Genomic DNA, 14,878 nt, shown 5'->3' with positions numbered 1-14,878 from the left:
TATGCTATTATAGCTTAAAGTTTCGTATTGTATCATGTAATTTCTCTAAACCAATTAACATATCTTTTTCATTTAGCATAGAATAGCTAACCCTTATTTGGTTATTATTTATATCATTATTTAATAGACAAGCTGTTCCTGGTAAAAAAGAGACATCTACTTCATTTGCTTTTTGTAATAGGCTAAAGGGATCTATCGAATCAGGAAGTGTAATCCATAAATTAAAGCCACCATTTGGTATTTCAAATCTTATTTCTTTGAGTGGTGATAACATATCAATCGTTATATCACGTCTAATTTGTAAAGCAGTACGTAATTTTTCTAAATGGTTTTTCATACGTTCTGCACGTAAAAACGGTAGAAGTGCTTTTTGTGTTAATAAAGGACTACCGATATCCATTGAACCTTTTACAGCAAATAACCATTCGAAAATAGGTCCATCAGCAATAAGCGAGGCGATACGCAGTCCAGGTGCTAACGTTTTACTAAATCCTTTTATATAAATTACGTGGCCATTCGTATCAAATTTTTTGATAGGAGGGGGAACAGTCGCACCCTCAAAATATATTTCTCCGAAAGAATCATCTTCAATTACAAAAAACTGATATAGCTCTGCTAGTTCTATAAGTTCCATTCTCCGTTCTTTACTCATTACTGTACCTGTTGGGTTCTGAAAAGTCGGATTCGTATACAATAATACGGGATTTTTACTTTGACAAATATCATCGACTAAATCGGATCGAATTCCATGATTATCAAGTGTAACTGGAATGATTTGAGCGCCTTTATTGATAAAAATATCAAGTGCTGCACTGTAACACGGACTTTCCACTAATACAATATCACCAGGTTTTAATAATGTTTGAGCAATTAAATCTATCCCTTGTTGTGCTCCGCTTGTAATTAATAATTGAGATGGGTCTGTTACTAATTGCTGGTGTTCATGTAAGTAATTTGCTATTTCAACTCGTAGTTCATAATCGCCTTGAACTGGCCCATATGTTGCAAGGATCATCTGGTTTTTATTCAGTATTTTATGCATTTCATCAGCTAAGAATGGATTTGGCAATAAACGAGGATACAAAATCGCTTGTGAAAAATCGTAATATTTCCGGTGCTGATTCATTGCATATTGAGATCGCATAACATTTATCGTTTTCGTTTGTTGCCAGTTATACGGAATTGGTTTGAAATCTTTATTTCCATGTTTATGTATATAAGCACCTTTTCCTTGCTGGATGCGAATATATTCTTTCTTTTCTAATTGCTTATATGCTTTGCGAACAGTTAGTAGGCTAATCTGCAAATCTTCGGCCATAGAGCGTAAAGATGGAAGTGCGTCACCATGCGAGAGCATGCCACATTGTACTCTTTCAACAACTTGCATATATATTTGCTGATAATACGGTATGTTGGATTCTTTACGAAGGACAATCTTCATGGTTTCACCTTTTTCGTTTTTCTTTAATTAAAGCGAAAAATATTTAGAGAATCAACTACGATTTTAGGTAACTGTTATATACATAGTTACACTGTTATACACCATGCCTTCTATACTCATGTTAAGAGTAAAAAGGAGGAAGGAAAATGGTCATTTTCAATTATATTTTAGTATGTATTATTTTCGGAACAACATTTTTAACGATAAAAATCGGAATTGAAGCAGGAGCGCCTCCATTATTTTCGGCGGGCATTCGTTTCTTTTTAGCAGGCGTAATTTTGATGATTATATTTAAGTTAAAGCGAAAGGAAATAATGCCACATGTATTTTCAAAACGTATTATGTATGCTGGTTTTTGTTTAACGTTTATGACATTCGCAACATTATACTGGGCGGAACAATATATTTCTTCAGGGTTAGCTGCTGTGCTTTCTGCTACGGGGCCGATGATGATATTATTATTACAGGCAAAGAGAAATAAGACAAAATTGCAAAAGGAACAACTGTTAGCTTTAATTATTGCACTAATAGGCGTTGTTTTTGTTTCTTTACCAGGAATGCACCAAGAAGTAAGTTTTATATGGAGTATCGCTTGTTTCGTTTTAATAATAGGAGAGTTATTTTACGGAATAGGCTCTATTCGATCAAAAGAAATACTTTCGGATTTACAAAGTGTATCACCATTTCTCATTAATGGCATTCAAATGTTTTACGGAGGGGTATTATTACTAATCGTATCTGTCATAGTAGAACAACCGAATGTAACTGTATTAGCTTCATGGAGTGTACAGTGGCCTATTTTATATCTTATCTTTATCGGATCAATTGGTGGGCACGGATTATATTATTGGCTCTTATCAAAAACAAATCCTGTATTCCCATCAACATGGTTATACGTATCACCTTTAATTGCTATTATTGTAGGGTATATCATATTAGGAGAGCCTTTAAATCCTACAATGGGCATAGGTGCTTGTTTCATTTTGGTTGGTGTATTTTTAGCTAATCGATTCACACTCCGGTCTTATTTCAAACAAGGTAGATTATTTGAGAAGGAAATGTAGTTGTATAAAAAAGCAGCCCTGTATAAAATAGGGCTGCTTTAATTTTATTAATAATACGGATTGACTTTATTTATGGGAAAGTCGTAATATTATTAAGCTATATGAAAGAAAACCAAAAATAGAGGGGGAGTTATTATGAAGATAAATTGGACTGAAGTAAAGGAAAAAATCCGACCACAAATTTCAAAACCATCATATGAAACTTGGTTTACTAATACAACTGTTTATTTAGAAGATGATATATTAACGATTTATTGTCCGAATGAATTTGCACGTGACTGGTTAGAATCTCATTACAAAGAATTAGTATTTCATACATTAAGAGAAATGTTTAATACGACGTTTGAAATTCAGTTTGATCTATGTAATGGCGAACCCCATAAGTTGAATGATGTTCAAAAAGAAAGGCTTAGTAGCTGGGATGAAGTAAAGAAAGCATTAAGGCCAAAATTAGCAGAGACAACATATATGACGTGGATTAGAAATACAAATGCTACGATAGAAGACAATACATTAATAATCTATTGTGAAGATGCGTTTCATCGTGACTTGCTTGAAGGGGAGTATAAAAATATAATTTCAAGTACCGTACAGAATCTTACTAATAAAGAATATCAAATTTGGTTTGAAATAAAATCAAATACTACTTCTATAGCGCAGATTCATCACGTGCAAAATAATCAATTCACTTTCGGACAAGAAGAAGCCAGTTCAATTTGGAATAAAATAAAAGATAAAATGAAATTAACAATTTCAAGACCATCATATGAAACGTGGATCAAAGAAACGACAGCCAGAATAAATGAGAATTCATTGGTCATTTATTTTGAAAACGAATTCCAACAAGGATGGGTTGAGCATTCTTATAAAGAGTTAATTTCAGAAATAGCTAAAGAGTTAACTGGAAATACATATAAGCTTCAATTTGAATTGAAATCAAATACAGATGCAACCGATAATGGTGAAAAATCAAAATCTAATATAGATAATGTAATTCCTGAAATAGGGGAGCAGTTCAAAGACTCTACTAATAATTTAAAGAATAATAGTGTAGACGATAGTGAGAAACGCATTCAAGCTTTAGAAGAAAAAATAGAGAACTTGGAAATAGTCATTGATACATTAGTGGGTAAATTAAAACTAGTAGAATTAAAAACACAGTTGGAAAAATAACCAACTGTGTTTTTTTACTTAATTTACTTTTTTTATAAACCCTTTATAATGACGTTTCACAAGCTGACTTTCTAAAGTCTTCATCGTTTCAAGTGCTACACCGACGATGATAAGTAAGCTTGTACCACCAATTTGTGCAGAAGGTGGTAATGTAGCAATTTTCGTGAATACGAGCGGTAAAATCGAAATTGCCCCTAAGAAAATTGCGCCGATAAATGTTAATCGATATAAAATTTTTGTTACATATTGTTCTGTTGATTTACCAGGGCGAATACCAGGTACATATCCATTTTGCTTTTTCAAATTCTCAGCCATTTGTTCAGGATTTACTTGAATAAATGCGTAGAAGTATGTGAAAGCAACGATAAGACCGACATAAAGTGTCATTCCAATTGGATGTGCAAAATCAAGATTTGCAACTATCCATTTTGAGACGCTTGAATCAGGGAAGAGCTGCGCAATTGTACGCGGCGTCATTAAAAATGCAGAAGCAAAGATTACTGGAATTACACCAGCACTATTTACTTTAAGAGGTAAATGAGTGTTTTTTGCTCCTTGATATTGATTGTTTCCTGAAACAGCTTTTGCATATTGAATTGGTATTTTACGCACGGCTTGTTGTATGTAAATAACACCAACAACTATTGCTAAAATTACGAGACCAATTAAAACCATCTTTATGATGTGCATGAATAATTGATCGCCTGCATTTTGAAATTGTTGCAAATAAATTTGGTTCGCAACATTTGGAATTGCTGCTACAAGACCAGCGAAGATAATCATCGAAATACCATTACCAACTCCGTTAGCAGTAATTTGTTCGCCTAACCAAAGTAAAAATGCAGTTCCTGCAGTTAAAACTGTCGCAATAAATAAGTATGTAGTCCAGCTTTGATCTGTTATTAATTGTCCACCTGCTATATTATTAAAGCCATAAGACATCCCAATGGCTTGTATGAATGCGAGAATGATTGTAAAGTATCGAGTGAATTGAGCTGATTTCTTACGGCCCATTTCTCCTTGCTTTGCCCATTCCGAAAATTTAGGTATAACGTCCATTTGTAGTAATTGTACTATGATGGAAGCTGTAATGTATGGTGTAATACCTACAGCGAAGATTGAGAAGTGTTGCAATGCTCCTCCGCCAAATACGTTTAGCATACCTAAAACGTTAGCTTGATCTTGTACTTTTAATACCTCTGCGTTAGTATGAGGAACTGGAATAAACGTGCCAATTCGGAAAACAATTAGCATCGCTAGTGTAAAAAGAATTTTGTTTCTTATGTCAGCTACTCTCATGAAATTTGAAATCGTACGAAACATGTTGTCGCCTCCTATATTTTTATCAGTTCAAAACTGATTATTATATCCCAATGAAGTAACCACAAACCTCCTTCCGCATTAAATTCATTTGACAAATGGATTTACATACATTTTGTAGTTTTCATGGATATAAAAATATAAGATTTTTCAGCGACCTATAAACTTTTCATAATCATTCAATACACATAATATATCGAATAAATTAACAAATGTACATACATACGCATGAAAAATGAATGAATAGGGGCATTTTTTACACTTATTAAATGATAAATTGAAAGAGTAGTGCTTTTAATTATTGTATGTTAGTAATTTGCTAGGACAATAAAAGGAATTCTATTATGTTATTTAGTATAAAAGTGGCAGGGATTTTTTATTTAAAGTTAAAATGAAATTTTTGCATACCTATAACTTCTAAAAATGTAGTGATGTAATATCAATTTGAAAACAGTGCCCTATGTTTCAATTAATGTTTACGCCATTATGAAATTTATTTTATTTATGAAGGAATATATGAAAATGAAGGCTAAATAAATTGAGTAGAGATTTGTTAAGGGGCTGATGTATATGAAAGTTGTTATAAAAAACTTACAACGATTAGAAGTAGCATATATAAGACGAACTGGTAGTTACTTTGAACCACAAGATCATTGGGAAAAGTTACTACAGTGGGCAAATGAAAATAATCTACATCCACCAGAGCAATCATTTATCGGAATTTCATTAGATAATCCTGAATTTGTTGCAAGTCAGAAGTGCCGACATGATGCTTGCGTTACCGTACCTGAAAACTTTGAAAAAGAACCTCATCAAGATATGCAATTTAAATGTGTAGATGGAGGTATATACGCTCTATACCAGTTTTATGATGAACCTCATAAATTAAGTGTAGTTTATCGATACATGTACGCAGTGTGGTTACCAAATAGTGAGTATAGTGCAGATTATGATAGGGATAATTTAGAGTTTTGTATGAACAATGTTGCAGAAGACCTAGAAGGAAAATTAAAGGTTGATTTATTTGTACCAATAAAAAAGAACAAATGAAAAGTAGTATAAATTGTAAGAGGTATTAAAATAATTGTTTTTTTAATAGTTTAAAACCCACTCTTAAAAATAGTTGAGAGTGGGTTTTATATTGTTATTGAGAAAAAAGTTTACTTTAATTAATATGAATATTTGTTTATATCATGAATGTACGTAGTAGTACATAATAAAAAAATATTATTTTTTTTGTCACAAAAATGAGCATTCTGGTTTCTCTATAATGCAGGCATCAAACGAGAGAGAGGTTTTATTCACATGCAAACAATAAAAAGTGAAGAGAGGAATGTTTCACATATAACATTTGAAGCGTTGTTTAAACAAAACTATGCGTATGTTGTAAAACAAATAATATGGATCATTAAAGAACAGACGGTTGCTGAGGAATTAGCGCAAGAGGTGTTTTTGCAACTGTATCATTCGGATTGGAAATCAATAGAAAATTTACGCGCTTGGCTTATAAAGTCTTCTACTTATGTCGCCTATAACTACATTCGCTCTGAAAAAAGACATCAGGCAAGAATTGATAAAGAAACCCAGTATCAAGAAGTTCAAATTGATTCGTCACTAGATGATGAATGGATTAGAAAAGAAGAAATTACAAAAGTACAAATGGTTTTGCGAAAAATGAAAGAACAAGATCGAACGATATTATTAATGAAATTTTCAGGGTTTCGATATAAAGAAATCGCGCAAGTACTTCAGGTTGATGATTCGTCTATTGGAACATTGTTGGCACGAGCTAAACTAAAGTTCCGGAAAATTTTTGAACAAATGGAGGGGAAATAAATGACTTGTTATGAAATGGGATCCATTCAATCATTTATTGATGGCGAGCTTTCCCGTGAGGAAAGAAAACAATTTATAAAGCATTTAGACAAATGTAAGGAGTGTCAAAATTTATTAATTGAGCTAACGGAATTAAGTCAGTGGGAAAAATCAACACTTGCTCATGAGACTCCAGAAATAAATATTGATGTTGAAAAAGCATGGCAAACATTTAAAAATTATAACGAGTCTAATAATGTACTTAGCGTAAATAAAACGACAGAAAGAAAGCATGGGGTATTTTCAAATGTGAATAAAAAATCAAAACGCTTAATGTATACAGCGGTTGCTGCGGTAGGTATTTTTACTATAGCTATGATTCCACAAGTTCAAGTTGCAGCAACTAATATTGCTTCTTACTTTGCTAATGAAGTTTCTAAAGATGAGGTAGTCAACGAAGGGATAAGAGATGACAATAATAACAAGGTAGAAGGAATGTCAAATGGCAAGTTCATGCCTCTGGATGAGAAGCTAACAGATCAGGGGATTACTGTACATTTTAAAGAATTATATGTGGCAGATGCACGTATATCTGTTCATTATAGAGTTGAAAAAGCCGATGGAGCTCTAATGCCATTTGAATTTGATACAAATGGATTAGATATAAAAAGCGATGGAAAAGTAAACGGACAACAAGAAGAAAATCCTGAATATAACACAGGAAATGGTATGTTTTCACAATTATCATTTATTCAAGGTGAAGACAATTTACCATTCGAATTATTGTCAGAAGGAAAAAAGTTAGAGCATGTAGGCATTCGCGATAAAGACAGACCAGAAGGTGTCATTACATTTGTTGAAGGTCCTGAAGGAAAAGGTTCCTTTAAACAACCTTTAACATTAGATGTAGACATAAATAAAATAGGAAAAATAGTTGGTTCTTGGAAAGGACGATTTCAAATTAATCCCCAGAAAGTAAATAAGTAAAACAAATTTATATAAAAAAAAGAATTACACAATTCATGTCGAGTGCTATCTTTATCTATTGGTTTGCTTTTATCATGTTTGTTTCTTACTTTATTTTAACTCTCTCTTTCATTTACTAATCAAATAGTAACGAAGAATTTTAATGTATTAGATAACGGATTTTTAATGGTTAATGTGCAAAGAAATCACCAAGTAAACAATTAATGAGACGAGCATATACTAATAAATGACACAATGCATTTATGATTTATAATCGTATGTAAAGAGCGCCTTAGGGAGCTCTTTTTTTATTGAAATTAATCCACTTATATGTGTGGTTCTTTATTTATATCATCGCCCTTACATTATGTAATTTTGCATAATGTTACATAAATTGTGTATTTTCCCTTTTTTTCGACAGAAGCAGCAAGTATACTTTGTACAAGCTTTCTATTTTAAAAATTATACGAGGTGAAAAAATGAAAAACAAAAACACATTAACTAAGGTAGCTTTAACAACAGGCTTAGCTTTAACAGCTGTAGCACCATACGGAGTAGGTCATGCTGAAGAAACAGATCAACTACAAGTTCAAATTCAGGAAGAATCGTTCCGTTCGGGTGAACTTACACAACCGTCACAAAAGGCACCAGAGACTGTAGTAAAAGATGCTCTGAAGGAGAAAACAGAACAAGCTCTTTCTCCAAAGCAAGTCAATGGAGAAACAGGAGTAGATTATAAAGTTCTTCAAAAACGTGGTTCATATGATGGGACTACACTTGTACGTATACAGCAAACATACGAAGGAAAAGAAGTATATGGCCATCAATTAACTGCACACGTAGATAATAACGGTGTTATTAAAAGTGTTTCAGGTGATAGCGCGCAAAATCTAAAACAAGAAGAATTGAAAAAACCTATTAATCTATCAAAAGATGAAGCAAAACAATTTATTTATACGAAGTACGGGAACGATATCAAGTTTATTTCTGAGCCAGAAGTTAAAGAGGTTATTTTTGTTGATGAAAATAATGGACAAGCTAAAAATGCATACCAGGTTACGTTTGAAGCTGCAACACCAAACTATGTTTCTGGTACTTATTTATTAAATGCACAAAATGGTGACATGTTAAAAAATATGGTACAAGAATCTAACCTAAAAGCAAGTGAAAAACTAGTTGGAGCTTTAAAGAAAAGTAAACAAAGCAGTCTTACATCATTAACTGGAACAGGAAAAGATGATTTAGGTATTTCTCGTTCATTTGGTATCTCTAAACAAAGTAATGGCAAATATGCTCTTGCTGATTATACAAGAGGGCAAGGAATTGAAACATATGATGTAAATTACAGAGATATTACTAAAGAAGAAAGCTATTATCCTGGTACATTAGCAACTAGTACTTCGGCAACATTTAACGATCCAAAAGCAGTAAGTGCTCATTACTTAGCAACAAAAGTATTTGATTTTTATAAAGATAAATATAAGCGTAATAGCTTTGATAATAAGGGACAAAAGGTAGTTTCAGTTGTACACGCTTGGGATTCTGAAGAGACGAATGATCCGAAAAATTGGCAGAATGCATTAAGTGCTAATAATGGAAGTATGCTTGTATATGGAGATCCTATCGTCAAAGCATATGACGTAGCTGGCCATGAATTTACACATGCTGTTACTTCTAGCGAATCTAACCTTGAATACTACGGTGAATCTGGTGCGATTAATGAGGCACTTTCTGATATTATGGGAACATCTATTGAGAAATACGTAAATAATGGAAGCTTTAACTGGACGATGGGGGAACAAACTGGATCTGTTTTCCGTGATATGGAAAACCCGGCTTCTGTTCCATCTTCACTTGGTGTACCTTATCCAGATGATTACAGTGAATTTAATGATTTTAATGGATGGGATCAAGGTGGCGTACATTTTAATTCAAGTATTATTAATAAAGTTGCGTATCTTATTGCAAAAGGTGGAACTCATAACGGTGTAACAGTTAAAGGGATTGGTGAAGATAAAATGTTTGATATCTTCTATTATGCAAATACAGATGAGTTAAACATGACTTCTAATTTCAAAGAATTAAGATCAGCATGTATTCGAGTGGCAACGAATAAATATGGAGCAAATACATCTGAAGTTCAAGCAGTTCAAAAGGCATTTGATGCAGCAAAAATTAAATAAGTTAGAAATATAGTTTTCATTCATATATTATTACATTATAAAAAACAGCTACTATCTTTAAAATGACAGTAGCTGTTTTTTATGTATGGCAGCAATGTATGAGTGAAAATAAACTTACTAATCAATAATTAGGTTGTCTATCTTTATGAAGTTACGACACATATATAAGGTTTAAAGTATATAAAAACAGAAAATTAATAATATATTGACCTCTTAATGGGAAGTGCTATAAAATGAAAGCGATAACAAACGATTGCTTTAAAATGATTTCCTTGATCTTTTAGTATTTACAAATATATGCAGACATAAATAAATCTATTTTTTTAAACATTAATGCAAACGTTTTCGTATTAAAAGATCATTGAAATACATATGTGAAAATAGCCAATATGGGGGTGAAGTAAAAGAGAGTTCTAGATTAATTTAAGTAGTGTAATTTAGTACGAGCATAATAAATTGTACGTACTATTTAAAGAAAGGGTGTATGTGGTGCAAATGATAAAAAGATTAATTAACAAATCAGTTTTATTACTTACTATAATCGTTATGTTATCATCTGTTTTCTCTTTTCAAAGTGTAAAGGCAGTTCCAAATTCGAAAACAACTGAAGTTATCATTCATTACAAAGAACAGTCTGGAAATACAAAAGACTGGAACCTTTGGATATGGGGAGAAAATGCGAATGGTAAATCATATGAATTTACTGGTGAAGATGAATTTGGAAAGTACGCTAAGATTAATTTAGATGGTGACTATAACCGTGTAGGATTTATCATTCGTACAAATAATTGGGAAAAGGATGGTGGCGATCGTTGGATTGAAAATATAAAGGGTGATCGTGCTGAAGTATGGATTCTTTCTGGTGATGATAAAGTATATAACTCTAAGCCTTCTGCGGAATTATCAATTCAAAAAGCATCTATTGATAGTTTCAATGAAATTACTGTAACGACTAATGTCCCGTTTCATATTAAGGAACGTAATATTCAAATTGAAGGCATTAAAATTAAGAATATTATTCCTTATGATAGAAACAGTGGCAATGTTACGAATAAGTTTAAAATAATTACGGAGCAGAAAATTGATTTAAAACAATCATACAAAGTTAAAATCGAAAACGTAGCTAATACGAATACTGAAATCGGTAAAGTCATTCGTAGTGAGGAATTTGATCATTCATTTTACTATGGTGGTAACGATTTAGGTAATATATATACGCCACAACATACGAAGTTCCGTGTATGGGCTCCTACTGCGAGTGAAGCAAAGTTAGTTACATATAAAAAATGGAACGATAAAATAGGTACTGAAATAAACATGCAACAAGGTGAAAAGGGCACTTGGAAAGCAGAACTAAAAGGGAATCAAAAAGGGCTCTTTTATACGTATAAGGTCAAAATCGGTGATAAGTGGACAGAAGCAGTTGATCCGTATGCACGTGCTGCTTCTGTAAATGGAGATAAAGGATCAGTTGTTGATTTAGAAGAAACAAATCCGAAAAAATGGAAGGCAAACAAAAAGCCAAAATTAAAGAATCCGGAAGATGCTATTATTTATGAATTGCATGTACGCGATCTTTCTATTCAACCCGAAAGTGGCATTAAACAGAAAGGGAAATATTTAGGGGTAACAGAAAAAGGAACAAAAGGGCCTAAAGGTGTGAAAACAGGACTTGACTATATGAAAGATCTTGGTGTTACGCACGTTCAGCTCTTACCGATATTTGATTATGCATCAGTAAATGAAGAGAATTTAAACGAACCACAATATAACTGGGGATATGACCCGAAAAACTTTAACGTTCCAGAGGGGTCCTATTCTACAAACCCATATGAGCCAACTGTTCGAATAAATGAATTAAAGCAAATGATTCAAACACTGCATGATAATAACCTTCGCGTAGTGATGGATGTAGTATATAACCATATGTATAATGCTACTGAATCTAATTTTCATAAGTTAGTTCCAGGTTATTATTATCGTTACAATGAAGATGGGACATTTGCAAATGGAACTGGAGTAGGAAATGATACAGCTTCAGAACGAAAAATGATGAGGAAATTTATGGTGGATTCGGTCACATATTGGGCAAAAGAATATAATTTAGATGGATTCCGTTTTGATTTAATGGGTATTCATGATTATGAAACGATGAATGAAATACGTAAAGCTATCAATCAAATTGACCGTTCTATTATATTGCATGGAGAAGGATGGGATTTAAATACACCTCTTGCTGCTGATTTGAAAGCAAATCAAAAAAATGCGGAGAAAATGAAAGGGATTGCTCATTTTAACGATAATATACGAGATGGATTGAAAGGTAGTGTATTTGAGGAAAAAGAAAATGGCTTTGTAAATGGGAAGGAAAACATGGAAGACCGTATTAAAAAAGGGATTACAGCAGGCATTGACTACGATATAAATTCGTCTACTTATCAAGATCCGGAGCAGGTGCTAACTTATGTAGAAGCACATGATAATCATACATTATGGGACAAACTTGAATTGACGAATCCAGGTGATAGTGAAGAAGTGCGAAAACAAATGCACAAATTGTCTTCTTCGATTTTATTAACATCACAAGGGATTCCATTCTTACATGCGGGACAAGAGTTTATGCGCACAAAGTATGGTGATCATAACAGTTACAAATCTCCTGATTCAATTAACCAAATGGACTGGTTGCGCCGTGCAGCATTTAATAATGAAGTAGATTATATTAAGGGCTTAATAGAATTACGCAAAAAGTACTCAGCTTTTCGAATGATATCTGCTGAGCAAATAAAAACACATGTATCATTTATTGATGCTCCGAAAAATACTGTAGCTTATACAATAGAGGGGAATAAACATGAATACTTTACAGTGGCTCATAATGCAAATAGAGAAGCTGTTGAAATAACACTTCCATCGAAAGGGCCTCGGAAAGTACTAGTAGATGACAAGCAGGCGGGAAGTAAACCACTGTATGTTGTCCATGACAATAAAATTAAAGTTCCTGCATTAAGTTCCATTGTTTTAAAATCAGAAAAACCGATTAAATAAAAGCGAAGAATGTTGAAATAAATATTGCATTGAGCAAAGTTAATAAGGATTGCAAATGAAAAAAGCGAAGTGAAGGTTGTTCTCACTTCGCTTTTAAAGTTAATGTAATATAATTTCACATACTGTAATTATATTACAATTTAATAAAAGAAATAAGCAATAGATTATTGCTATCGTGACAGTAGGGGAGAAGATATCTTTGAGTTTATTTATAAAATTATCTGAAATACATTCGTAATTCACATAATTTTTATTGTATATTAGAACATACAAAAAGTTAGATATTCGAGTTTTATTAATTCCTACAAATCGTTTAAAAATAACAAATGCGTAAAAAGTATATGGAATTAAAATAGAGAAAAGACACCATCCAAGGTGTCTTTTCTCTATTTTGAATATGAAATGTAAGTAACTCAATTGTATGTAATAGTATGTGATATTTTCACACTAACTGATTAAGAAAAATTTAAAACTCTTTTCTTAATCTATTTGTAATAAATTACATCATAAAATTTTATCAATATAATAAATAAAACTTTCTCAACATTATTTGATTTAATAACTATATTCAACTGCTCTCCAATCCATTACAATAATTTCACATTGGAAATACATGAATATTCCCAATGTTCTAAATGGTTTATACCTTATAGGATTACTATGGGAAAGGATGTGAAATATCCAAAGAAAAATCATTTTTTACAATGAAATAAAAAATTTTAATGAAGAAAAAGTTATTTCATTATTTTTCAATTTTCATTGAAGTGTATGGATTTATAATCACTATGAGACAAGGATCAGAATCTAAAAAATATTTTGTGTAGATTAGAAAATTGCATTTCAAAAATAAGTTAAACGTTTATGGAGGGTTATATGAGCGAGAAAATTTATTACTGGTCTCCTATTAAGCATTGGGAGAAGTTGCATAATGAGGTTTTGATAGGAGAAATGAGATTTACAGGTATTCTGTCTGAGTGGTTTCCTGATTTTTATTTTATGGCTCAAAAAGGTGTAAAAATTAGTGAACTAGTAGAACGCTTTTCGTTAGGAAATGTAGAAGAGACACAAAAAACCATAGAGCTTATGATAAAAAATCGTGTGTTAGTAAGTAACATATTACACCCAAGAGAAGTATTTTCTTCACAAGAAAATATTTTTCCAAATCCATATAGCGACCAGATTCGCTTTTCTAAAGAAGAGTTAGAAAAGTATATGAGTGAACAATTAAATCGTACGCACGTTGCTGCACGGTCAACCGAAATTCAACTTGAAACAACAGATGAGCTACCCACTTTAATCAAAGAACGTAGGTCTTGTCGTCAATTTGATGTGGAAAAACATATTAGTTTTTCACAATTTTCCCAACTTATATCAACTCTAAAACAGGTTAGGGAAGAAAAAATATACTATCATTACGCAAGTGCAGGCGGGCTCTATCCCATTGATATCTTTGTTTATATAAAACCAAAACGTATAGAGGGTATGAAAGCTGGATTTTATTATTATAACCCATCAAAAAATAGTCTTGTGATTGTAAACAACATTGATCAAGTAATCAAAAGTGATCATGAGTTAATTAATCAGGATTTATTTACTCAATCTGCCTTCTCAGTTTATTTGGTTTACAATGCGAACGCTTCCATCCCGAAATACGGTTCAGCTGGATATTTATTTGCTTGTATTGAGTCAGGCATTATCACTGCTACCTTAAATATGGTTGCTGAGACATTAAATTTAGGGGTTTGTTCAGTTGGTCATATGAAATTTGAAGAGATTCAGCAATTTTTATGTTTGGATAACCATCAAGTGTTTCTTCATGGGCTTGAAGTTGGCTTGAAAATTAACGAGTAGAAGAAATGAATATTAGG

General features: G+C 32.3%; 10 protein-coding genes. 8 read left to right on the top strand and 2 right to left on the bottom strand.

The window, feature by feature from the left end; genetic code table 11:
• Nucleotides 1-7: 7 nt before the first annotated feature.
• The gene (pdxR, locus tag FS742_RS05765; protein ID WP_144611558.1) at nt 8-1,441 is read right to left on the bottom strand and encodes a MocR-like pyridoxine biosynthesis transcription factor PdxR; all 1,434 of its coding nucleotides are present in this window, start codon (nt 1,439-1,441) and stop codon (nt 8-10) included.
• 146 nt (nt 1,442-1,587) lie between these two features.
• Here pdxR and FS742_RS05760 point away from each other — a divergent pair, with 146 nt between their 5' ends.
• Together FS742_RS05760 and FS742_RS05755 are read left to right on the top strand one after the other, a co-directional pair.
• Entirely contained in the window at nt 1,588-2,505 is a 918-nt protein-coding gene (locus FS742_RS05760; protein WP_144611557.1) for a DMT family transporter, read from the top strand.
• A 135-nt stretch (nt 2,506-2,640) separates the two neighbouring features.
• The gene (locus FS742_RS05755; protein ID WP_144611556.1) at nt 2,641-3,678 is read left to right on the top strand and encodes a DnaA N-terminal domain-containing protein; all 1,038 of its coding nucleotides are present in this window, start codon (nt 2,641-2,643) and stop codon (nt 3,676-3,678) included.
• An 18-nt stretch (nt 3,679-3,696) separates the two neighbouring features.
• Here the strand turns inward: FS742_RS05755 and secY are convergent, their stop codons facing one another.
• Nucleotides 3,697-5,001, bottom strand: coding sequence for a preprotein translocase subunit SecY (gene secY, locus FS742_RS05750; protein WP_144611555.1), 1,305 nt, complete (start codon nt 4,999-5,001; stop codon nt 3,697-3,699).
• 567 nt (nt 5,002-5,568) lie between these two features.
• Here secY and FS742_RS05745 point away from each other — a divergent pair.
• The 6 genes from FS742_RS05745 (at nt 5,569) to FS742_RS05720 (ending at nt 14,861) form a co-directional block, all read left to right on the top strand.
• On the top strand, nt 5,569-6,048 hold the full coding sequence (locus tag FS742_RS05745; RefSeq protein ID WP_144611554.1) for an AraC family transcriptional regulator: 480 nt from the start codon (nt 5,569-5,571) through the stop codon (nt 6,046-6,048).
• 255 nt (nt 6,049-6,303) lie between these two features.
• Nucleotides 6,304-6,834, top strand: coding sequence for an RNA polymerase sigma factor SigX (locus FS742_RS05740; protein WP_144611553.1), 531 nt, complete (start codon nt 6,304-6,306; stop codon nt 6,832-6,834).
• Nucleotides 6,835-7,800 carry a DUF4179 domain-containing protein gene (locus FS742_RS05735; protein WP_144611552.1) on the top strand — a complete coding sequence of 322 codons (966 nt, stop codon included), beginning with the start codon at nt 6,835-6,837 and terminating at the stop codon, nt 7,798-7,800.
• A 458-nt stretch (nt 7,801-8,258) separates the two neighbouring features.
• Nucleotides 8,259-9,962 carry a M4 family metallopeptidase gene (locus tag FS742_RS05730; protein ID WP_144611551.1) on the top strand — a complete coding sequence of 568 codons (1,704 nt, stop codon included), beginning with the start codon at nt 8,259-8,261 and terminating at the stop codon, nt 9,960-9,962.
• A 489-nt stretch (nt 9,963-10,451) separates the two neighbouring features.
• Nucleotides 10,452-13,010, top strand: coding sequence for a type I pullulanase (gene pulA / locus FS742_RS05725; protein ID WP_144611550.1), 2,559 nt, complete (start codon nt 10,452-10,454; stop codon nt 13,008-13,010).
• 873 nt (nt 13,011-13,883) lie between these two features.
• The gene (locus FS742_RS05720) at nt 13,884-14,861 is read left to right on the top strand and encodes a SagB/ThcOx family dehydrogenase (RefSeq protein ID WP_144611549.1); all 978 of its coding nucleotides are present in this window, start codon (nt 13,884-13,886) and stop codon (nt 14,859-14,861) included.
• The last annotated feature ends 17 nt before the right edge of the window (nt 14,862-14,878 follow it).

Source organism: Bacillus cereus (genome assembly GCF_007678085.1).
GTDB lineage: Bacteria > Bacillota > Bacilli > Bacillales > Bacillaceae_G > Bacillus_A > Bacillus_A cereus_BE.
The sequence above is the reverse complement of the archived record's forward strand: the minus strand, read 5'-3'. Positions and strand labels throughout refer to the sequence as shown.